We start from the raw sequence: 21439 nt of genomic DNA, 5'->3' as shown, positions 1-21439 counted from the left end.
CTTCTTTTCGGGGGTCCGGGTGGCGGAGCCCCCGGCCCGGGGCGAAGCCCCGGTTGTTACAGCGCGGGAGGCGGAATGAAAGCCCGGATCACCGCGTGCACAGCGGCTCTGCTGCTCGTGGTGTCCGGCTGCTCGGCGGGCTCGTCGGCGAGCGTTTCCGCTGGTCCGGACACGCTTTCGGTCGGCTTCACGGCCGAGCCGGCGAACTTCGACTTCACCCGCACGGACGGTGCCGCGATCCCGCAGGCGCTCCTCTACAACGTCTACGAAGGCCTGGTGCGGCTCGACGCACAGGGCCGCGTGGTGCCGCTGCTGGCGCAGTCGTGGACGGTCAGTCCCGACCGGCGCACCTACGACTTCCGGCTGCGCCAGGGCGTGAAGTTCAGTAACGGCGCGCCGTTCACCGCCGAAGACGTCAAGTTCTCGCTCATGCGCGTGAAGACCAACTGGACCATCTCGCTCAAGTCCACAATGGACGTCGTCGACCACGTCGACGTCGTGGCGCCGGATCATGCGCGGGTCGTGCTTTCCAAGCCGTCCAACGGCTGGCTGTTCAGCCTCACCAGCAGGCTGGGCGCGATGTTCAGCCCGACCGGCGTGGCCGACCTGGCGAACAAGCCGGTCGGCACCGGGCCGTACGTCGTGGCGGCGCGCAAGCGCGGCGATTCGGTGGTGCTCAAGGCGAATCCCGCGTACTGGGGCCGGAAACCGGCGTACTCGACGGTGGTCCTCAAGTACATCAAGGACCCGACCGCGTTGAACAACGCGTTGTTCAGCAACGGCATCGACGTCATCTCGGCGGTCACCGCGCCCGACTCGGTCCCGCAGTTCCAGGCCGACGACCGGTTCCAGGTCGTCCAGGGCACGACGAACTCCGAGGTCACCCTGGCCATGAACAACAAGCGCGCGCCGCTGAACGACGTCCGCGTGCGCCAGGCCCTGACCTACGCGATCGACCGGAAGGCGCTGCTCGACACCGCGTGGGCGGGCCGCGGGACGCTGATCGGCAGCATGGTCCCGCCGACCGATCCCTGGTACGAGGACCTGGCGAACGCCTATCCGTTCGACCCGGCGAAGGCCAAGGCGCTGCTGAGCGAGGCCCACGCGGCGAACCTGAACCTGCGGCTGCGGATCCCGAACCTGCCGTACGCGGTGTCGGCCGCGCAGGTCGTCCAGTCGCAGCTGGCCGACGTCGGCGTCCGCACCACGATCGAGCCGCTGGACTTCCCGGCGGTGTGGCTGAAGCAGGTGTTCACCGACCACGACTACGACCTGTCGATCATCCAGCACGTCGAGGCCCGCGACATCACGACGTTCGGCAAGCCCAAGTACTACTGGGGCTACGACAGCAAGCGCGTCCAGCAGCTGCTGGCCGAAGCCGACAGCGGGACGCCGGAGCAACAGGTCGCGGCCATGAAGCAGGTGGCACGGCAGCTCAGCGCCGACGCGGCCGCGGACTGGCTGTTCCTGTTCCCCAACGTCATCGTCGCGAAGACCAAGGTCGGCGGGTTCGTGCCGAACCAGGTCAGCGAGTCCTTCGACCTGACCGGGCTGGCGCCGCGATGACCGCCCGCGTGCTGCGCCGGGTGGCGATCTTCGTGGTCAGCGTGCTGGCCGCGTCGATCGTGGTGTTCCTGTTCATGGCCGTGCTGCCGGGCGATCCGGCGCAGGTTGCGCTCGGCGTCAACGCGACGCCGGAGCTGCTCGCCAAGACGCGGGCAGAGTTCGGCATCGACCGCCCGCTGGTCACGCAGTACTTCGACTGGATCGGCGGGGTGCTGCACGGCGACTTCGGCCGCTCGTACGTGACGCGGGAGGCGATCGGCCCGCAGCTGCTCGACCGGCTCGGCGTGACGCTGTGGCTGGTCGGCGCCGGAATGCTGGTGGCGCTGGTGATCGCCGTGCCGGCCGGGACGTTCGCCGCGGTGAAGCACCGCAAGGCCGTCGGCGCGGGTGTGTCCGGGCTGTCGCAGATCGGTGTCGCGATTCCCGCGTTCCTCGCCGGGATCATCCTGGTGCAGATCTTCGCGGTGCAGCTGCGCTGGCTGCCGTCCGGTGGGTGGACGCCGCCGGACCAGGACTTCGGCGAGTTCGCCCGCGGGCTCGTGCTGCCGGCGTTGTCGCTGGGACTGGTGCAGGGCGCGGTGCTCACGCGCTATGTCCGGTCGGCGGTGCTCGACACGCTCGGCCAGGACTACCTGCGCACCGCGCGGTCGAAGGGCCTGCGGCCGGGGCAGGCGCTGGTGCGCCACGGCCTGCGCAACGCGTCCGTCCCGGTGGTCACCGTGCTCGGCCTGCAGCTGGCGACGCTGCTGATCGGCGCGGTCGTCGTCGAGCGCGTGTTCGTGCTGCCGGGACTGGGCTCGATGCTGCTGGACGCCGTGTCGGCGCGTGATCTGCTGACCGTGCAGGGCATCGTGCTGGTCCTGGTGGCCGGGGTGCTGCTGGTCAACTTCGTCGTCGACGTCCTCTACACCGTGCTCGACCCGCGATTGCGAGGTTCGTGATGCGCAATCTCGTGCTGGGCTCGGTGCTCGTCGGCCTGGTCGTGGTGGCCGCGCTGCTGTCGTTCGCGTGGACGCCGTTCGACCCGGTGAAGGTCGACGCGACCCACCGGCTGCTCGGCTTCGGCGCCTCGCACTGGTTCGGCACCGACAAGTTCGGCCGCGACCTGCTCAGCCAGATCATGGTCGGCGCGCGCACGACGTTGTACGTCGGGGTGGTCGCGGTCGGCATCGCCGCGGTGATCGGCACGCCGCTGGGTGTGCTCGCCGGGATGGCGCCGCGGTGGCTGGGCGAGTTCGTCATGCGCGTCAACGACCTCGTGCTCGCGTTCCCCGCGCTGCTGCTGGCGATCATGTTCGGCGCGGTGTTCGGGGCGGACACGCTGACCGCGATGGTCGCCATCGGCATCGCCACCATCCCGTCGTTCGCGCGGATCGCGCGGTCCGGGACGCTGCAGGTGATGAGCACGGAGTTCGTGCTCGCCGCCAGGGCAGGCGGCCGGTCGCGGCTCACCATCGCCGTGCGGCACGTGCTGCCGAACATCTCCGGCCTGCTGATCGTGCAGGCGTCGGTGTCGTTCGCGATCGCCGTGCTCGCCGAGGCCGCCCTGTCGTTCCTCGGCTTCGGGACGCGGCCGCCGACGCCGTCGTGGGGCCGGATGCTGCAGGAGTCCCAGGAACTGCTGACCGTGAACCCGCGGCTGGCGCTGGTCCCCGGCATCGCGATCGCGGTCGCCGTGCTCGGGTTCAACCTCCTCGGCGACGGCCTGCGCGACCGCCTCGACCCCCGATTGGCGGCCCGCGTATGACGCTCTCGGTGCGTGGCCTCAGCGTGAATTCCCTGGTGCGTGACGTCTCGTTCGAGATCGGCGCCGGCGAGCGCGTCGGCCTGATCGGCGAGTCCGGCTCCGGGAAGTCGCTGACGGCCTTGGCGATCATGGGCCTGCTGCCGGAGGAACTCCGCGCGTCCGGCTCGGTTTCCCTGCACGGCCGCGAGTTGCTCGGACTGTCCGAAAAGGACCTTTCGCGGCTGCGCGGCGACGAGCTGGCCATGGTGTTCCAGGAGCCGATGACGGCACTGAACCCGGCGATGCGGATCGGCCGCCAGGTCACCGAGCCCGGCCGCATCCACGGCCGCCGGCACCGCGCCGAGGACCTCCTGGCCGCGGTGGGTCTGCCGGGCACGGCCCGCGCGTACCCGCACCAGCTGTCCGGCGGTCAGCGGCAGCGCGTCGTCCTCGCGATGGCCCTGGCCAACGAACCGTCCCTGCTGATCTGCGACGAGCCGACGACCGCACTCGACGTCACCGTGCAGGCCCAGATCCTTTCGCTGATCAAGACGTCGCTGCCTGCCGAGAGCGCGTTGCTGTTCATCACCCATGACCTCGCAGTGGTGGCTTCGGTGTGCGAGCGCGTCCTGGTGATGCTGGACGGCGAGATCGTCGAAGCGGGCTCGACGCGCGAAGTGCTGACGCAGCCGAAGCACGAGTACACGCGGAAGCTGCTGGCCGCGTCGGATCTGGAGGCCCGGCGATGAGCATCATCGAAGTCCGCGACCTCGAACGCCGGTACGCCCGCCGGGACGTCCACGCACTGCGCGGGGTCAGCTTCGACGTCGAAGCCGGGCAGCGCTTCGGCATCGTCGGCGAGTCCGGTTCCGGGAAGTCGACGCTGGTCCGGCTGCTGGCCGCGCTCGACAGGCCCACCGCGGGCACGGTGTCGTTCCAGGGCCGCCGGATCGACCACCTGCCCGAACGCAAGCTCGGTTTTCTCCGCTCGGAACTGCAGATCGTCTTCCAGGACCCGATGGGTTCGCTCGACCCGCGGATGCGCGTGCGGGACATCATTTCCGAGCCGCTGGGCCGCCGCGAGCCCGACCGCGTGGCCGAGCTGCTCGCCGCCGTCGGCCTGCCCGTCGACGCCGCCCAGCGCTACCCGCACCAGTTCTCCGGCGGCCAGCGGCAGCGGATCTCGATCGCCCGCGCGCTGGCGCCGAACCCGAGCGTGCTGATCGCCGACGAGCCGGTCAGCGCACTGGACGTGTCCGTGCGCGGCCAGATCCTCGACCTGCTCGGCTCGCTGGTGGAGCAGTTCGCGCTGACGCTGGTCTTCGTGTCGCACGACCTCGGTGTCGTCCGGCACGTGTGCGACCGGGTCGCGGTGATGCGCCGCGGCGAGATCGTCGAGCTGGGTGACGTCGCGCAGGTCTACGACGAGCCGCGGCACGAGTACACGCGGGAGTTGCTGGCCGCCGCGCCGAACCTGCGCGCGGAGCTGGCCCGGCTGAGCGGAGGTGACGATGGCTGAGTACCCGGACGGCCTGCCGGTCGGCGCGGGCTGGGTGTCCACTGTGGATACCGAAGAAATCGTTTTCCCCTACGACGGCAGCGTCATCGGCCGTGCCCCGGTGGGGACGCCGGAGCTGGCGACACACGCTGTGGACGAAGCTGTCGCCGTTGCGCGCGAAGTGGCTTCGCTGCCTTCGCGAACCCGTCGTGCGGTGCTGAACGACGTCGCCGGCCTGCTGCGCGAGCGGCGCGAGGAGTTCGAGAACCTGCTCGTGCTGGAGACCGGCAAGCCACTGGTCGACTGCCGCGTCGAGGTCGCGCGCACGATCGTCACCTGGGAAGCCGCCGCCGAAGAGGTCTCCCGGCTGCACGGGGAGACCGTCCCGCTGGATCTCCTGCCCTCCGGCGACGGGCTGGTCGGGTTCTGGAAACGCAAGCCGATCGGCGTCGTCGTCGGCATCGCGGGCTTCAACTACCCGCTGCTGCTCGCGTCGCACAAGATCGCGCCCGCGATCGCCGCGGGCTGCCCGGTGATCGTCAAGCCCGCGCCCCAGACACCCCTGGCGACGCTCTGGCTCGTGCACCTCGTGCGTTCGGTGGCGCCCGTCGCGTCGATGGTCCAGCTGGTCACCGGCGACGCGGCGGTGGGCGCGGCGCTGACGACGGACCGCCGGATCGGCGCGGTGTCCTTCACCGGCTCGGCCGCGGTCGGCCACCGCATCGCCCGCGACGCGGCCCCGACGAAGACGTTGCTGGAACTGGGCTCCAACGCGGCACTGGTCGTCGCCGAAGACGCCGATCTCGATGCCGCCGTGGACGCCGTGCTGCGCGGCGGGTTCTACGCCTCCGGCCAGGCCTGCATCTCGGTGCAGCGGGTCCTGGTCGTTTCTTCGGTCGCCGCGGAGTTCACCGAACGGCTCGTGGCGCGGCTGGACGAGGTCGTCGTCGGCGATCCCCGGGACGAGAAGACGCGGGTGTCGGCGCTGATCGATCCCGGTTCCACCGCACGGGTTTCGGACTGGGTCGCCAAGGCCGTCGCCGCGGGCGCCCGGCAGGCAGGCGGCGGTGTGTACGGCACAGTGCTGCGGCCGACAGTCCTCCTCGACGTCCCGGACGGCGTCGCAGCCTGGGACGAGGAGATCTTCGGCCCGGTCGTCTGCCTGCGCACGGTGTCCGATGTGGACGAAGCGTTCGCCGCGGTGAACGCGTCCCGCTACGGCCTCCACGCGAGCGTCTACAGCCGGTCGCTGAACACGGCGTTCCGCGCGCTGGACGAACTGGAGGTCGGCGGCGTCGTGGTCAACGAGGTCCCCGGCTTCCGCTCGGACACCATGCCCTACGGCGGCGTGAAGGACTCCGGCATCGGCCGCGAAGGGCCGCGCTTCGCCGTCGAAGAACTGACCGTGACGAGGATGGCGGTGCTGCGCCCGTGAACTACTCGACGTTGTTCCGCCTGGACGGCCGTCGGGCCGTGGTGCTCGGCGCGGGCGGCATCGGCCGCGAAGCCGCGCGGGCGCTGGCCGCGCACGGCGCCGACGTCGTGTGTGCCGACCGGGACGTCGAAGCCGCGCGCGAGGCGGGCGTGGGGGAGGCGTACGAGATCGACCTCCTGGACTCCGCCGCCGTCGAGCGCGCCGCGACCGAGCTGGGTGACGTCGACGTCGTCGTGCTCACCGCCGCGATGAACGTGCGCAAGCGGCTGGTCGACTACACGCGCGAGGAGTTCGACCGGGTCCTCGCGCTCAACCTCGGCGCGACCTTCGACGTCGTGCGCACGTTCGGCGCCCGGATGGCCGGGCGCGGGCGTGGCAGCATCATCGGGTTCTCGTCGATCCGCGGCACGACCGTCGAGCCCGGCCAGGGCCCGTACGCGGCCACGAAAGCCGGTCTGGTCCAGCTGTTCCGGACGGCCGCGGCGGAGTTCGGCCCGGCCGGGGTGCGGGTCAACGCCATCGCGCCGGGTGTCGTCGAGACGCCGCTGACCGCGCAGATCAAGGCCAACCCGCAGTGGTACGACGCGTACGCGACGAAGGGCGCGTTGGGGCGCTGGGCGCGTCCGGAGGAGCTGGCCGGCGCCGTCGTGTACCTCGCTTCGGATGCTTCGTCGTTCGTGACCGGCTCCGTGCTGGCGGTCGACGGTGGCTGGACCGCCGTCGACGGCCGCTTCGAACCACCCGCTTCGTGAGGAGGGCTCATGACCGAGCTGCCCGACCTGACCGCCGTCGAACTCGTGGCGCAGTACCGCGCGAAGACGCTCTCGCCGGTCGAGGTCACCGAAGCCGTTCTCACGCGCATCGAGGCGCGAGAGCCTGAGCTGCGCGCGTTGTACGCGTACGACCCTTCGGCCGCCCGCGAAGACGCGAAGGCGTCCGAAGCGCGTTGGGCGTCCGGCGAACCGCTGGGTCCGATCGACGGCGTTCCGCTGACGCTCAAGGAGAACATCGCCACGCGCGGCACGCCGGTGCCGCTGGGCACGGCGGCGACGGCACTGGTCCCGGCCGCCGAGGACGCGCCCGCGGCCGCCCGCGTCCGCGAGTCCGGTGGCGTCCTGCTGGCCAAGACGACCATGCCGGACTACGGGATGCTGACCTCCGGGCTGTCGAGCTTCCACGCCACGGCCCGGAACCCGTGGCTGACGTCCGCGACGCCGGGCGGGTCGAGCGCGGGCGCGGGCGCGGCGGCCGCCGCGGGCTACGGCCCGCTGCACGTCGGCACCGACATCGGCGGCTCGATCCGGCTGCCCGCGGGCTGGTGCGGCCTGGTCGGGCTGAAGCCGAGCTTCGGCAGGGTCCCGGTCGACCCGCCGTTCCTCGGCCGCGTCGCCGGCCCGATGACCCGCACGGTCGCGGACACGGCGTTGCTGATGAGCGTGCTGTCGCGGCCGGATTCACGCGATCACCTGTGCCTGCCGCCGTCGGACCTCGACTGGTCGTCGCTGGATCTTTCCCTGGACGGCCTGCGCGTCGGCCTGCACCTCGACTCCGGCCCCGGGCTTCCGGTGGACCCGGAAACCCTCGACGCGGTCACGGCCGCGGCCCGGACGTTCGAGGCCGCGGGCGCGGTCGTCGAGCCGGTCGGGCCGTTCCTGACCCGCGAGATGCTCGACGGCCTCGACGTCTTCTGGCGCACGCGTGCCTGGTCGGACCTGCTCGCGGTCCCGCAGGAGCGGCGCGCGAAGGTCCTGCCGTACATCGCGGAGTGGGCGGCAGGCGGCGCGGAAGTGTCCGGAGTGGACGTTTACCGCGGCTTCGCGCAGATCGACGCGACCAGCGTCGCGGCGCTGCGGGCGACGTCCGCCTTCGACGTCGTCCTGTCGCCGACGTGCCCGGTCGCGGCCCCGCCTGCCGAGTGGGCGTCCCCGACGAACGACCCGGCGCGGCCGTTCGAGCACATCGCGTTCACCGTCCCGTACAACATGTCCGGCCAGCCCGCGGTGTCGCTGAACTGCGGGTACACCGGCGACGGACGGCCGATCGGCCTCCAGATCGCGGGCCGCCGCTTCGACGACCTCGGCGTCCTGCGCGCCGCGGCGGCGTACGAACGGCTCCGGCCGCCGCAGCGGCCCTGGCCGATCGGGTAGGGAAGAAGTTCCGGCCCTTCGGCGAAGTGGGGGTGAAGCTGTCGCCGACGGGAAGGAACCCCATGACAGAGGCAGCCCCATGACGGCGGCCCCGGTGCTCGGCAGCGAGCAGTTCACCGAGGTGCACGACCGCTACTTCGCGGACATCCACCGGTACGTCGCAGGCCGCCTCGGCACCCAGGCGGCGGAGGACGTCGCGGCCGAGACGTTCCTGGTCGCCTTCGACCGCCGCCGGACGTTCGACGCCACCCGCGGCGACCTGCGGGCCTGGCTGTTCGGCATCGCGACGAACCTGGTGTCCCGCCACCGCCGCAAGGAAGCCCGCCACTACCGCGCCCTCGCGCGGCTGGAGGCGTCCCCGGCCGTGGAAGGCCACGAGAACCGGGTCGTCTCGGCGGTCATGACCGGCCGGATCGCCAAGGCCCTCTCCCGGCTGTCCACCGGCGAGCGCGACGTCCTGCTGCTCGTGGCGCTCGGCGAACTCGGCTACGCGGAAGTGGCCGAAGCACTCGGCATCTCCCCGGGCACGGTCGGCTCCCGGCTGACGCGTGCCCGCCAGAAGCTCACCCCCGTTCTCGCCAAGGAGTCCGTCGATGAATGACCTGCAGACCCTGCGCGCGGCCCTGCTGCCCGCCGAGCCCAGCCAGGAGGTCGTGGACCGCAGCCGTCACCGCCTGCTGAACCGGATGCTCGCCACACCCCGCCGCCGCATCCGCCCGTTCGCCCTCGGCGCGGGCCTCGTGGCCGCGGCAGCCGCGGCCGCCGTCGTGGTGGCGACCCTGCCCGGCGCTCCGGCGCCGGCGCCTCAGCCCCAGGCGGTGGCCCCGGTCGTCACCGGACAGCAGGTGCTGCTGGCGGCGGCCACCGTCGCGGAACGCACCCCGGACGGCACCGGCAAGTACTGGCACATCCGCACCGGCTCGGGCAAGGACGCCTACGAATACTGGACGAGCGCCGACGGTCACCTGTGGTTCCGCGGGGCGAAGTCCGGCGGCCGGGTCATGTCACTGGGGTACTTCCCGCTGCGGCTGGCGGCCATCGAGGTGACGTTCGAGCAGATCCGCACGCTGCCCACCGACCCGGCGGCGTTGCGCGACTGGCTCGCGAACGCGATCGCCCACAGCGGCGCCCGGACGAGCGCGGGCCCGTTCACCGCGGCGGACCGGGAGCGGGAGCTGCTGCTGTCGATGGTTTCCCTGGTGTCGACCCTGCCGGCACCCCCGGCGGTCCGGGCGGCGGCATTCCGCTCGATCGCGGCCTACCCGGGAGTCAAGGACCTGGGCCCGGTCCCCGGCGGCCGCGGGTTCCTCCTTCCGGAGGACTACCGCCTGGTCGTCGACCCTGCCACGGGCCGCATCAGCCACACCTCGATGTACGTGACCGCGGACGGCGCGGTCATGCAGGTCCCCGGCCCGCAGGGCGCCGAGGTCAGTGCCGAGTGGACGGACTCGCTGCCGCAGTGAACCGCCGGCGGGCTGGAGGACTCCTTCAGCCCGCCACGGCCTCCGCCAGCGCCAGCACCCGCCGCGCGTTCTCGACGTGCAGGTTCTCGATCATCCGCCCGTCCACAGTGACCACACCCCTGCCGGACGCCTGCGCCTCTTCGAACGCCTCGATGATCCGCCGCGACCGGTCGATCTCCTCCTCCGACGGTGCGAAGATCCGGTTGCACGGCTCGACCTGGGCCGGGTGGATCAACGTCTTCCCGTCGAACCCGTACTGCCGTCCCTGCTCGCACTCCGCTTCGAACCCCTCGAGGTCCTTCACGTCGTTGTAGACGCCGTCGAGGATCACCTTTCCGGTCGCCCGGGCCGCCAGCAGGCACAGCGAAAGCCCGCCCAGCAGCGGCCCGCGGCCAGGGACGAACTCCGCGTGCAGCTCCTTGGCCAGGTCGTTCGTGCCCATCACCAGCACCGTCAGCCGCTCCGAGGCTGCCGCGATCTCCTCCGCGTGCAGCATGGCCACCGGCGTCTCGACCATGGCCCAGATCTTCGTGTGGTCCGGGGCGCCGCCCAGCTCCAGCGCACGTTCGATGTTGTGTACCTCGGCCGCCGAGTTCACCTTCGGCACGACCACCGCGGCCGGTCCGGCGGCCGCCGCCGCGCGCAGGTCGGCGTCGTGCCACTGGGTGTCCAGGCCGTTGACCCGGATCGTCACCTCGCGGGAACCGTACGAACCGACCGCGGCGCACACCCGCTCGCGGGCCGCCTCCTTCGCGTCCGGGGCGACGGCGTCCTCGAGGTCGAGGATCAGCGCGTCCGCCGGGATCGTCTTGGCCTTCTCCAGCGCGCGCTCGTTCGCGCCGGGCATGTACAGCACCGAACGCCGGGGCGTGGTCATCCGAGAGCCTCCTTGGTGGCCGCGTCGTAGGCGGCCGCGAGTTCGGGGTCGTCCGCCGCGAGGGCGTCGGCCAGTTCGGCGACCACGCGGCACTGCTTCACCGACGCGTCGTCCTGCATCTTGCCGTCGATCATCACCGCGCCCGTGCCGTCGCCCATCTCGGCGATCACCCGGCGCGCCCAGGCCACATCGGACGGCGACGGCGAGAACACCTTCTTCGCGATGTCGATCTGCACCGGGTGCAGGCTCCACGCGCCGACGCAGCCGAGCAGGAACGCGTTGCGGAACTGGTCCTCGCACGCCACGACGTCGCGGATGTCCCCGAACGGCCCGTAGTACGGCAGGATCCCGTGCATCGCGCACGCGTCGACCATCCGCGCCACCGTGTAGTGCCAGAGGTCCTGCTGGTACGTCGTCCGGCCCGCGGTCAGGTCCTCGCCGACCGGGTCGGTGCGCACCAGGTACCCCGGATGCCCGCCGCCGACGCGCGTGGTCTTCATCCGGCGGCTCGCGGCCAGGTCGGCCGGGCCCAGGGAAATGCCCTGCATGCGGGGGCTCGCGCCGGCGATCTCCTCCACATTGGCCACTCCGCTGGCCGTCTCGAGGATGGCGTGCACCAGCAACGGCTTCGTCAGGCCCGCGCGGGCTTCCAGCTGGGCCAGCAGCCGGTCGACGTAGTGGATGTCCTGCGCGCCCTCGACCTTCGGCACCATGATCACGTCGAGCTTGTCGCCGATCTCGGTGACCAGCGTGATCAGGTCGTCCAGCACCCACGGCGAGTCCAGGCTGTTGACCCGGGTCCACAGCTGCGTCTTCCCGAAGTCGTTCGCCTTGGCGATCGCGACCAGCCCGGCGCGCGCGGCCTCCTTGCGGTCGGCGCGGACGGCGTCCTCGAGGTTCCCGAGCAGGACGTCGACCTTCTTCGCCAGGTCCGGCACCTTCGCCGCCATCTTCTCGTTGCCGGGGTCGAAGAAGTGGATCATCCGGGACGGCGTCACCGGGATCTCCCGCACGGGAGCGGGCGCGCCCAGGGCGAGCGGGGCGAAGAAGTCCTTCGGGGAGCGCATCGGTCCTCCACGGCGGCGACTAAGTGACTGGTGGGTAACTTTAGTCCCGGGCGCCCGTGTCCGCTGCGGCGTAGCTCACCGCCATGTGGGTGACGGCGGACATCCGCAGCTCAGCGCCCCGCGTCCACTGTGGAACGCCACCCGGTTGGGCCGAACGGCCCAGCCGGACCGGGTTTGCCGCGGACGTCCCCGGGTAGTCGGTCGTGGGCGCACCGTAATGCCACTCACCTCGCTCTCACTCGGTTGGCCGCACCGTTCGACCGAAGTCCGATGACCGCCCACCGACCGGTCATCGACCGCTGGGCGCCGCCGATCGCAGCCACTCGCACTACCCGGCGACGCCGCGCCGCCGCGCTGTTAGACAGGTCCTGTGCCGGTTTTCCCCGGTCACGGTGCAGTGCAGGTTTGAAGGAGGCGGACTCGTGGCGGCTACACCCCAGAACACCGAGCGCTCGACGGTCGCCGGTGGCGCGAAGCGCAGCCGGTCGATGCCGAGCCGCGTGGTGCCGCCGATCGAGCTCCCCGCGAGCGTCGACGAGCTCGCCCGCGCCGCCGCCGCCCAGCTCGGCTGGAGCGGCGTCGTCCTGCCCGAGACCACGATCCTCGGCCGCAAGGTCTGCGTGGTCGCCAAGCTCCGCACCGACGTGCACGCCGAGCGCATCGCGATGGGTGCCGGCCCGGTGGCCGACCGCGCCACCGTCGACACCTGGACCTGGCCGGAGCTGGCCGGAACCGCCCCCGCCCCGGCCGCCGAGATCGTCGGCGTCCTGGCCGTCGCGCGCCACTGGCGCACCGCGATGGCCTCCGCGGTTCCGTTCGCCCGCTACGGCGAGGCCGCGATGGTGCTCCCGTCGCCGACCGTCCTCACCGAGGACTACGTCGGCAACTGCCTGCCGCGCGCCCGCGCGTACGGCCTCGCCGTCGTGACCGCCGACCCGAACGCGGTCGTCGACCTCGACCTCGAGGGCCGCACCGAGCGCGTCGTGCTCGCCGAGGACCCGGTCTCCCGCCTGGTCAACGAGCTGGTCTACGACCACCTCCTCCGCACCGCAGAGGCGCCCGCTTCCCACTAGTGTCGGCTCCATGCGAGTCGTCATTGCAGGTGGACACGGTCAGATCGCGCTGCGGCTGGAGCGGCTGCTCGCCGCGCGCGGTGACGAAGCGGTCGGCATCGTCCGGAACCCCGCCCACGTGGCGGACCTCGAAGCCGCCGGCGCCGAGGCCGTGGTGCTCGACCTGGAGAACTCCGATGTGGACGCCGTCGCCGAGGTCCTGAAAGGCGCCGACGCCGCGGTGTTCTCCGCCGGCGCGGGCCCGGGCAGCGGTCCCGCCCGCAAGGACACTGTGGACCGTGGCGCCGCGGCGCTGTTCGCCGAAGCGGCCGAGCGCGCCGGGGTCCGCCGTCACATCCAGGTCGGGTCGATCGGTGCGGGCAATCCGGAGAACCCCGACGTCACCGAGGAATTCCGGCACTACCTGCGTGCCAAGCGGGCGGCCGAGGACGACCTCAAGGCCCGCGACCTCGACTGGACGATCCTGCGGCCGGGGCAGCTCACCGACGACCCCGGCACCGGACGCGTCCTGCTGGCCGAGAAGGCCGACCGCGGCCCGATCCCGCGCGACGACGTCGCCGCCGTGCTCGTCCGGCTGCTGGAGACGCCCGCTTCGGTGCACCGCACCCTGACCCTGGTCTCGGGCGAGGCCACCCTCGACGAGGCGATCTCGGCACTGTGAACGACACATCGAGAGAGATCGCCGTCTTCAGCGGCAGCGCGCACCCCGAGCTGGCCGAAGAGATTTGCCAGCACCTCGGCGTGCCGCTGCGGCCGGTCGAAATCCAGCGGTTCGCCAACGACTGCCTCGAGGTTCAGCTGCAGGCCAACTGCCGCGAACGCGACGTCTTCATCATCCAGCCGCTGGTCAAGCCGGTGCAGGAGCACCTGGTCGAGCTGCTGCTGATGCTCGACGCGGCCCGCGGCGCCTCGGCGTCCCGCATCACCGCCGTGATGCCGCACTACTCGTACGCGCGCTCGGACAAGAAGGACGCGCCGCGCATCTCCATCGGCGGCCGCCTGGTCGCCGACCTGCTGGTGACCGCGGGCGCGAGCCGCGTGCTGGCGATGACCCTGCACTCGCCGCAGGTCCACGGCTTCTTCAGCGTCCCGGTCGACCACCTGCACGCACTGCAGGAGCTGGCCAAGCACTTCCGGCAATACGACCTGTCGCGCGCCACCGTCGTTTCGCCGGACCTGGGCAACGCGAAGGAGGCGTCGCACTTCGCGCGGCTGCTCGGTGTCCAGGTCGCGGCCGGCGCGAAGGAACGCTTCCCCGACGACCGCGTCCAGATCACGTCGGTGATCGGCGAGATCACCGGCCGCGACGTCATCGTGCTCGACGACGAGATCGCCAAGGGCAGTACGGTGCTGGAACTGCTGGACCGGCTGGCCGAGCTGAAGCCGCGCTCGATCCGCGTCGCGTGTACGCACGGGCTGTTCGCGGCGAAGGCCATCGAGCGCATCGGCGGCCGTCCCGAGGTGCTGGAGATCGTCTGCACCAACACGGTCCCGGTGCCGGAGGAAGAGCGCACCGAGAAGCTGAAGATCCTGTCGATCGCGCCGGCCATGGCCGAGGCGATCCGCCGGATCCACAACGGCGAATCGGTGTCGGCGCTGTTCTAGGCCGGGCCGAGCACCCGGTCCAGGTAGGTGTTGGTGAACACGCCGTTCGGGTCGGTTTCCTTGCGCACGCGCAGGAAGTCGTCGAAGTGCGGGTACCGCGAGCGGAGGACGCCGGCGTCGAGGTCGTGCATCTTGCCCCAGTGCGGGCGGCCGCCGACGGCGCCGGCGATCTTCTCGAATGCGCTGAAGTACTCGCGGTAGGGCATGCCGACGAACTGGTGGATGGCGATGTAGGCGGAGTCGCGGCCCTGCGCGGTCGACAGCCAGATGTCGTCGCCGGCGGCAACCCGCACCTCGACCGGGAACATCACCGGGTCCTTCAGCTTCGGCACCAGCGCGCGCAGCTCGGCGAGGACGTCCAGCACGGATTCGCGCGGAACGGCGTACTCGGTCTCGGTGAACCGGACGTCCCGCGCGGTGACGAAGACGCGGTGCGAACGGTCGCTGTACTCGCGCGCGCTCAGGACGTTCGAGGCGAAGCTGCCGAGCGAAGGCACCAGCTTCGGCATCAGCCGCCCGGTCCGGCAGAGGCCGCCGAAGGCGACGTTCTCCATGATCCGGTAGTCGACGAACTCGCGCAGCTTGCTCAGCGGCCGGGCGGTGTCACCCCGGTTGTTGCGCTTGACCAGCGCGTTCTTGCCGTACGGGAACCAGTAGAACTCGAAGTGGTCGTTGCTGTCGGCGAAGTCGTGGAAGCCTTCGAGCACCTGCTCCAGCGGCTCCGGCCGCTCCTGCGCGCGCAGGAAGAACGCCGGCTCGCAGCGCAGGGTCACGGTGGTGATGACGCCGAGCGCGCCGAGCCCGACGCGGGCGGCGGCGAAGAGGTCCGGGCGTTCCCCGGCCGAGCAGGTGACGATCGAGCCGTCGGCGAGGACGAGTTCCAGCGCGGCGATCTGGGTGGCGAGGCCGCCGAGCTTGGCGCCGGTGCCGTGGGTGCCGGTGGAAATCGCGCCGGCGATGGTCTGTGCGTCGATGTCGCCGAGGTTGGTCATGGCCAGGCCCAGCGCGTCGAGGGCGGCGTTGAGCTCCCGGATCGTCGTGCCGGAGCGGACGGTGACGAGCCCGGTTTCGAGGTCGGCGCGCTCGATGCCGGTCCAGTGCCGCAGGTCGAGGGCATCTGAGTCGGCAGCGGCGATCGCGGTGAAGGAGTGCCCGCTGCCCCAGGGGCGCACGGTCCGGCCGGCCGCGGCGACACCTTCGACGGCGGCCGCGATCTCCGCGGTGCTGCGCGGCTGGTGAACGTGCTGCGGTGAGGCGGACGCCGTGCCCGCCCAGTTGGTCCACCGGGTCATGCGCGCACACCCTTCGTCGTCGAGTGTCCGAAACAGTAAGTGAATAGTATTCGCGTTTCAAGCCTTCGTGTCGTACTTTAGACCTCGTGACCAGTGCGACGGTGTACGACTTGGCGACCAAGGACCTCGATCCGCCCTTGGCCGTCGTCGACTTGGCGGCCTTCGACGCGAACGCCGAAGACCTCCGGCGCCGCGCGGCGGGCAAGCCGATCCGCGTGGTCAGCAAGTCGGTGCGCTGCCGCGCGTTGCTGGAGCGCGTGCTGGCGATGCCGGGCTTCGAAGGCCTGATGTGCTACTCGCTGGCCGAAGCGATCTGGCACGTCGAGCACGGCACGACGGACGACATCGTCGTCGCGTACCCGACGGCCGACCACGAGGCCCTCCGCCGCCTGGCCGCATCGGAGCGCGCCCGCGCGGCGATCACGATCATGGTCGACTCCCCGGAACACCTGGACCTGGTCGACGCGGCCCTCGGCCACGGCCACCCGGAGATCCGGGTGTGCCTGGAACTGGACGCATCCTGGCGCCCGGCCCCCGGAATCCACGTCGGAACGCGTCGCTCACCGCTGTTCACCCCGAAGCAGGCAGCCGCGTTCGCCCGCGAAGTCGTGGCGCGAGCCGGCTTCCGCCTGGTGGGCGTGATGGCGTACGAAGGCCAGATCGCGGGCCTCGGCGACGCGGCAGGCCGGAGGCTGAAGCAGCTGGTGGTTGGTTGGATGCAACGCCGTTCGGCAGCCGAGCTGGCCCGCCGCCGCGGCGCGGCGGTCCGCGCAATCCAGGCGCTGACGCCATTGGAGTTCGTCAACGGCGGCGGCACGGGCAGCATCGAGTCGACGGGCGCGGACGCGGTGGTGACGGAGATAGCGGCAGGCTCGGGTTTGATCGGTCCCACGCTCTTCGACGGCTACAGCAGGTTCAAGCCCCGCCCGGCAGCCCTGTTCGCCCTCCCGGTGGTCCGCCGCCCAACCCGGGCGATCGCCACGCTCTTTTCGGGCGGCTACATCGCATCCGGCCCGACGGGCCCATCCCGCCAGCCGTCCCCGTACCTCCCGGCGGGCCTCAAGTTCCTCGGAGTGGAGGGAGCGGGCGAAGTCCAGACCCCGGTAACGGGCCGGGCGGCCCGAACGCTGAAGCTCGGCGACCGGGTGTGGCTCCGCCACGCGAAGGCGGGCGAGCTGGCCGAGCGGTTCACGCACTACCACCTGGTGCTGGGCGACCGGGTGGAACGCACGGTCCCGACGTACCGGGGAGAGCACCAGAACTTCGGCTGAGCTCACCGTCCCCGAGCTTCGAACTCCGCTTGGCGGCGCGCGAGATAGGCGGGCCAGTCGGCCCGCGCCGCGATGACGTCGTCGATGGAGAGCTTGACGACCGCGCACCCGCTGAGCGAGCAGGCCCGCGGAGAGCTGGCGTCGATCAGCGAGATGCCCCCGATCTCGTCGCCATCGTCGACGTAGGTGCAGAGGACGGGATGGAACGAGCAGTCCTCGTAGATATCCCCCGGACGGATTTCCGCAGGCAGTCCGGCCACCGCACGCCTTTCGCCGACCGATCGTCACCACACCGCAGGAGAACAGCCATCCCGGGCCCGAGCTGAACGCCCTGGTGGATGAACCCCCGAAGGCGCCTGTCGCGGCCGCACATCGCCATCCGCAGCCCCCACCCTATCCCGGGAAAGTCGCTGTGCCGCGGGGGTGACCGGACGTCATGAACGAGTCGTTCACCTCGTCTGACGACAGGAAAGAGTCGTTCACCTCGTGGAGGCGCAGGCTCACCCGGGTCCGGTCTTCGGGACTGCCGGCTCACGCTGAGCCGAAGGGCACCTTGCTTACCTCTGATGCAGTGAAGGCGCCCTTCACCGCATCAGATACACCGAAGGGCACCTTCAGCGCGACGGCACAGCGGGACGGTGCCGGGCCCCCGCCACTCCCAGGGGGGCGTCCCCAGGCCCAGTCTACCGGCGCCCCCCGACAAACCCCGCCGAACCGAGCAGGTTGTCCACAACTGTGCATACCTGTGGACAACTTCTGTGGACAGGCGGACAACGAGTGTCGTGCGTCGGACGGGGTCGACGAAGGGCGACATGAACGACTCATTCACTACATCCGGCTGAGGAGCCCGGCTGAAAGGGACTTTCCTCGCATCAGGTGAGCCGAAAGGCCCGTTCGCTGCACCAGATGCGACGAAAGCGCCCGGCCCCGATGGGTCCAGTCGATACAGACCCTAGGACCGCTCCCCGAACCGAGCCGCCAGGTACCCCTTCACCACATACTTCGCCTCGGCGACGATCTTCTCGTCCCCGCTCGGCTCCCGCCGGAACGCCAGCTTCAGCAGAGCGTCCGCCACCTCGTTGGCGATCGTGATCGCGAACCGCAGGTCCTCCACCGGCCGGTCGACCCGAGCCGCCAGGAGGTCGGTCAGGGAATCGACGATCACCGTGTTGTTGTCGCGGGTTTCGTCGAGGAGCTGGCGGTCGATGATGTCGCCGAAGTGGACCTTCGAAAAGCCCGGGACCGTTCGGTGCATCTCGAGGTAGATGTCGAGGATCGAGTCGACGAGGTCCCACCAGTGCTCCGACTCGAGTTCCTTGAGCCGCTCGTTCACCGCTGCGACGAAGCGTTCCAGGTTGCGGGCCGTAAGCGCTTGCACGACCGCGCGCTTGTCGGGGAAGAACTGGTACAGCGAGCCGACCGCCACCCCCGCTCGTTTGGCGATCAACGTCGTTGTCAAAGCGTCGTAACCGAGTTCGTCGATCAGGGCCGCGCTTGCGTCGAGCATCTGCTCGACCCGCTTCGCGCTGCGCTGCTGAACCGGTTGGCGACGCAGGGGGGTGGCTTCTGCCGGCACCTTCGCGGCCTGGATGTCGGACACGGCGCTCCTCCTCGTCTGATCTGGGACTTTATCGTGCCGACGGGCTTCCCCACGGACGAGTGAAGACCTAGTATATGAGAACTTTTCATGTTCACCCGTACGGGTGGCCTGACGAAGGGGTCAGCAGCCGGTGCAGAACCCGATCTTCCCGTCCGACTTCCTCTGGGGTGTTTCGACCTCGGCGTTCCAGATCGAAGGCGCCACCCGCGAAGGTGGCCGCGGACCGTCCATCTGGGACACGTTCACCGCGACCGAAGGCAAGATCGCGCGCGGTGAACAAGCCAACGTAGCCGCCGACCACTACCACCGCTACCCCGAAGACGTCGCGCTGATGGCCGAGCTCGGGGTCGGTGCCTACCGGATGTCCATCGCCTGGCCCCGCATCCAGCCCGACGGCAAGGGCGCGCCAAACCCCGAGGGCCTCGGCTTCTACGACAAGCTGATCGACGCCGTCTGCGCCGCGGGCATCGCCCCCGCCGTCACGCTCTACCACTGGGACACCCCGCAGGCGATCGAGGACGAGGGCGGCTGGCTCTCCCGCGAGACCGCCGACCGCTTCGCCGAATACGCCCGGATCATCGGAGACCGCTTCGCCGATCGGGTGAAACTGTGGATTCCGCTCAACGAGCCGATGGTCATGTCCATCTTCGGGTACGGGATCGGCGAGTACGCGCCCGGCAAGATGCTCCTGCTCGACGCCGTTCCCACCGCGCACCACCAGAATCTCGCGCACGGCCTCGCCGTCCAGGCTCTCCGCGCGGCCGGCGCGACGAACATCGGCACGGCCAACAACCACTCGCCGATCTGGCCCGCGGACGACGACTCGGAAGCCGCCGCGGTCTGGCTCGACGCGCTGCTCAACCGGCTCTACGCCGACCCGATGCTGCTCGGCACCTACCCCGAGCAGCTGCACGAGCACCTCCCCGCCGGCTTCGCCGAGGACCTGCCGACGATCGCGCAGCCGCTGGACTTCTACGGCATCAACTACTACGAGCCGCAAGGCGTCGCGAAACCCGGTCCGGGCAACCCGCTGCCCTTCGAGCTTCACCCGATCGAGGGTTATCCGATGACGACCAACGACTCGCCGATCGTCCCGCACGCCCTGCGTGAGCTGCTGCTGGACTTCCACCGCCGCTACCGCGAGAAGCTGCCGCCCATCCAGATCACCGAGAACGGCTGCAGCTTCGACGACGAAGTCGCCGAAGACGGCGGTGTGCACGACCCGGAACGCATCGACTTCCTGCACAGTCACCTCGTCGCGCTGCGCGAGGCGATGGACGCCGGCGTCGACGTCCGTGGCTACTTCTGCTGGTCCCTGCTGGACAATTTCGAGTGGTCCAAGGGCTACGCGCCGCGCTTCGGCCTGGTGCACGTCGACTACGAGACCCTGCGGCGGACGCCGAAGGACTCGTTCCACTGGTACCGGAAGCTGGTGCGGAATGAGTGAAACGACCCAGGCGCTCCCCGAAGCGCTCGCCGAGCCCGTCGTGCGGGTGCGGCCCGGCTGGATGAGCCTGCTGTTCTTCGCGAACATCGCGCTGTGGCTGGGGATCTACGCGCCGATCCAGGTCCTGCTGCCGAAGCAGGCCGAGCTGCTCGACCAGGTGAACAAGGAGTTCGTGCTCAGCCTGGTGATGGGTGTCGGCGCGGCCGTGGCGCTGGTCGTCAACCCGGCGGTCGGGCTGCTGTCGGACCGGACGTGCTCGCGGTTCGGCCGCCGCCACCCGTGGACGGTGATCGGCGCGGCCGTCGCCGCCGCCGGGCTGCTGGTGCTGGCGTTCGCCCCCGGCGTCGCGGTGATGGTCACCGGCTGGTGCCTGGTGCAGGCCGGGCTCAACGGGATGCTGGCGACCCTGATGTCCGCGATCGCCGACCGCGTGCCGGTCGGGCAGCGTGCGCACGTCGGCGGGCTGGTCGGGATCGCGCAGATGCTCGGCACGGTGCTGGGCGCGGTCGTGGTGGTCGTCGTGCTCGGCATTGCCGGACTGCCGCTCGCCTACGCCGTCTGCGCGGGGATCGTCGTGATCGGCGCCGCGTTCTTCGTGCTCCGGACCCCGGACGCGCGCCTGCCGGTCGAGTTCCGCCCGTCGTCGAAGGCAGGCGAGGTCGTCCGCAACCTCTGGGTCTCGCCGCGGCGGCACCCGGACTTCGCGTGGGCGTGGTCGTGCCACTTCATGATCAACCTCGGCAACGCGTTCGGGACGCTGTACCTGTGGTTCTTCCTCAAGGACGCGGTGCACTACGCCGACCCGGACGCCGGGCTGCTCATCATGATGGCGCTCTACGGCGTCGCGCTCGTCGCCGGCGCGGTGCTCGCGGGGAACTTCTCCGACAAGTCGGGACGGCGCAAGCCGTACGTCCTGGCGGCGTCCGCGGTGATGGCGGTGGCCGCGCTGCTGCTGGTGTTCTGGCCGAGCTGGCCGGTCGCGCTGACGGCGTCCCCGCTGCTCGGTGTCGGCTTCGGCGCGTACATGGCGGTCGCGCTGGCGATGCTGACGCAGGTGCTGCCGACGGCGCAGGACCGCGCGAAGGACCTGGGTGTCATCAACATCGCGAATTCGCTGCCGCAGGTGGTGGCCCCGCTGGTGACGCCGCTGGTGCTGGCTTACCTGGGCGGTTACTCGGGCCTGTTCGCGGCTTCGGCGGTCGCGACGCTGCTGGCCGCGGTGCTCGTGCTGCGCGTGAAGGCGGTCCGCTGACGAGCGGAGACGTGGAACCGCGGGCCGGTGCCGGTCGGGGGAGGGGAGTGCAACGGCACCGGCCCGCGGAATTCGGGGGCCGCTTGGAAGCGGGTTGCGGCAGGACCAGACCCATGATCC

Annotated in this window: 21 protein-coding genes; 16 read left to right on the top strand and 5 right to left on the bottom strand. The window is 70.8% G+C overall.

Annotation, left to right across the window (positions count from 1 at the left end; translation table 11 throughout):
- The first annotated feature begins 75 nt into the window (after positions 1–75).
- The 10 genes from ABJI51_RS26950 to ABJI51_RS26905 all read left to right on the top strand — a co-directional run bounded on the left by ABJI51_RS26950 (position 76) and on the right by ABJI51_RS26905 (position 9835).
- Positions 76–1566, top strand: a complete 1491-nt coding sequence (locus ABJI51_RS26950; RefSeq protein ID WP_348952537.1) for an ABC transporter substrate-binding protein — start codon at positions 76–78, stop codon at positions 1564–1566.
- The gene (locus ABJI51_RS26945) at positions 1563–2507 is read left to right on the top strand and encodes an ABC transporter permease (RefSeq protein WP_348952538.1); all 945 of its coding nucleotides are present in this window, start codon (positions 1563–1565) and stop codon (positions 2505–2507) included. The genes ABJI51_RS26950 and ABJI51_RS26945 overlap by 4 nt, the downstream gene beginning before the upstream one ends.
- A complete protein-coding gene (locus tag ABJI51_RS26940) occupies positions 2507–3313 on the top strand; it encodes an ABC transporter permease (RefSeq protein ID WP_348952539.1) in 807 nt (268 codons plus the stop codon). The genes ABJI51_RS26945 and ABJI51_RS26940 overlap by 1 nt, the downstream gene beginning before the upstream one ends.
- Positions 3310–4041, top strand: coding sequence for an ABC transporter ATP-binding protein (locus ABJI51_RS26935; RefSeq protein WP_348952540.1), 732 nt, complete (start codon positions 3310–3312; stop codon positions 4039–4041). Before ABJI51_RS26940 ends, ABJI51_RS26935 begins: the two co-directional genes overlap by 4 nt.
- Positions 4038–4811, top strand: a complete 774-nt coding sequence (locus ABJI51_RS26930) for an ATP-binding cassette domain-containing protein (RefSeq protein WP_348952541.1) — start codon at positions 4038–4040, stop codon at positions 4809–4811. The genes ABJI51_RS26935 and ABJI51_RS26930 overlap by 4 nt, the downstream gene beginning before the upstream one ends.
- The gene (locus ABJI51_RS26925; protein ID WP_348952542.1) at positions 4804–6225 is read left to right on the top strand and encodes an aldehyde dehydrogenase family protein; all 1422 of its coding nucleotides are present in this window, start codon (positions 4804–4806) and stop codon (positions 6223–6225) included. Before ABJI51_RS26930 ends, ABJI51_RS26925 begins: the two co-directional genes overlap by 8 nt.
- Positions 6222–6977 (top strand): SDR family NAD(P)-dependent oxidoreductase, encoded by a 756-nt coding sequence (locus tag ABJI51_RS26920; RefSeq protein WP_348952543.1) that lies wholly within the window; start codon positions 6222–6224, stop codon positions 6975–6977. The genes ABJI51_RS26925 and ABJI51_RS26920 overlap by 4 nt, the downstream gene beginning before the upstream one ends.
- A gap of 9 nt (positions 6978–6986) precedes the next feature.
- Positions 6987–8372: an amidase gene (locus ABJI51_RS26915; protein ID WP_348952544.1), complete on the top strand. Its 1386-nt coding sequence runs from the start codon at positions 6987–6989 to the stop codon at positions 8370–8372.
- A 79-nt stretch (positions 8373–8451) separates the two neighbouring features.
- Entirely contained in the window at positions 8452–8973 is a 522-nt protein-coding gene (locus tag ABJI51_RS26910) for an RNA polymerase sigma factor (RefSeq protein ID WP_348952545.1), read from the top strand.
- Positions 8966–9835 carry a CU044_5270 family protein gene (locus ABJI51_RS26905; RefSeq protein ID WP_348952546.1) on the top strand — a complete coding sequence of 290 codons (870 nt, stop codon included), beginning with the start codon at positions 8966–8968 and terminating at the stop codon, positions 9833–9835. The genes ABJI51_RS26910 and ABJI51_RS26905 overlap by 8 nt, the downstream gene beginning before the upstream one ends.
- 25 nt (positions 9836–9860) lie before the next feature.
- On the opposite strand, the gene ABJI51_RS26900 is transcribed toward ABJI51_RS26905, so the two are convergent.
- Together ABJI51_RS26900 and ABJI51_RS26895 are read right to left on the bottom strand one after the other, a co-directional pair.
- Complete coding sequence (locus tag ABJI51_RS26900; protein WP_348952547.1) at positions 9861–10712, bottom strand: HpcH/HpaI aldolase/citrate lyase family protein; 852 nt, start codon at positions 10710–10712, stop codon at positions 9861–9863.
- Positions 10709–11779: an HpcH/HpaI aldolase/citrate lyase family protein gene (locus ABJI51_RS26895; RefSeq protein ID WP_348952548.1), complete on the bottom strand. Its 1071-nt coding sequence runs from the start codon at positions 11777–11779 to the stop codon at positions 10709–10711. Before ABJI51_RS26895 ends, ABJI51_RS26900 begins: the two co-directional genes overlap by 4 nt.
- A gap of 422 nt (positions 11780–12201) precedes the next feature.
- Here ABJI51_RS26895 and ABJI51_RS26890 point away from each other — a divergent pair, with 422 nt between their 5' ends.
- Genes ABJI51_RS26890 through ABJI51_RS26880 form a run of 3 tightly spaced genes read left to right on the top strand, consistent with a single transcriptional unit; the run spans position 12202 to position 14457 of the window.
- Positions 12202–12852, top strand: a complete 651-nt coding sequence (locus ABJI51_RS26890; protein ID WP_348952549.1) for a hypothetical protein — start codon at positions 12202–12204, stop codon at positions 12850–12852.
- A gap of 10 nt (positions 12853–12862) precedes the next feature.
- On the top strand, positions 12863–13513 hold the full coding sequence (locus ABJI51_RS26885; RefSeq protein WP_348952550.1) for an SDR family oxidoreductase: 651 nt from the start codon (positions 12863–12865) through the stop codon (positions 13511–13513).
- Positions 13510–14457 carry a ribose-phosphate diphosphokinase gene (locus tag ABJI51_RS26880; protein WP_348952551.1) on the top strand — a complete coding sequence of 316 codons (948 nt, stop codon included), beginning with the start codon at positions 13510–13512 and terminating at the stop codon, positions 14455–14457. Before ABJI51_RS26885 ends, ABJI51_RS26880 begins: the two co-directional genes overlap by 4 nt.
- Here the strand turns inward: ABJI51_RS26880 and ABJI51_RS26875 are convergent.
- Entirely contained in the window at positions 14454–15749 is a 1296-nt protein-coding gene (locus ABJI51_RS26875) for a D-arabinono-1,4-lactone oxidase (protein ID WP_348952552.1), read from the bottom strand. The genes ABJI51_RS26880 and ABJI51_RS26875 overlap by 4 nt on opposite strands.
- 86 nt (positions 15750–15835) lie before the next feature.
- Between ABJI51_RS26875 and ABJI51_RS26870 the strand changes: the two genes are divergently transcribed.
- Positions 15836–17020, top strand: a complete 1185-nt coding sequence (locus ABJI51_RS26870; protein ID WP_348952553.1) for an amino acid deaminase/aldolase — start codon at positions 15836–15838, stop codon at positions 17018–17020.
- A gap of 2 nt (positions 17021–17022) precedes the next feature.
- On the opposite strand, the gene ABJI51_RS26865 is transcribed toward ABJI51_RS26870, so the two are convergent.
- Both ABJI51_RS26865 and ABJI51_RS26860 read right to left on the bottom strand, forming a co-directional pair.
- Complete coding sequence (locus ABJI51_RS26865) at positions 17023–17280, bottom strand: hypothetical protein (RefSeq protein WP_348952554.1); 258 nt, start codon at positions 17278–17280, stop codon at positions 17023–17025.
- A gap of 692 nt (positions 17281–17972) precedes the next feature.
- On the bottom strand, positions 17973–18620 hold the full coding sequence (locus tag ABJI51_RS26860) for a TetR/AcrR family transcriptional regulator (protein ID WP_348952555.1): 648 nt from the start codon (positions 18618–18620) through the stop codon (positions 17973–17975).
- Between the two features lie 130 nt (positions 18621–18750).
- On the opposite strand from ABJI51_RS26860, the gene ABJI51_RS26855 reads away from it, so the two are divergent.
- Together ABJI51_RS26855 and ABJI51_RS26850 are read left to right on the top strand one after the other, a co-directional pair.
- Positions 18751–20067, top strand: coding sequence for a GH1 family beta-glucosidase (locus ABJI51_RS26855; protein WP_348952556.1), 1317 nt, complete (start codon positions 18751–18753; stop codon positions 20065–20067).
- The gene (locus ABJI51_RS26850) at positions 20060–21319 is read left to right on the top strand and encodes an MFS transporter (RefSeq protein ID WP_348952557.1); all 1260 of its coding nucleotides are present in this window, start codon (positions 20060–20062) and stop codon (positions 21317–21319) included. The genes ABJI51_RS26855 and ABJI51_RS26850 overlap by 8 nt, the downstream gene beginning before the upstream one ends.
- Positions 21320–21439 lie beyond the last annotated feature (120 nt).

This window comes from Amycolatopsis melonis, from assembly GCF_040064235.1.
GTDB lineage: Bacteria > Actinomycetota > Actinomycetes > Mycobacteriales > Pseudonocardiaceae > Amycolatopsis > Amycolatopsis melonis.
This window is presented reverse-complemented; position numbering and strand designations above follow the sequence as displayed.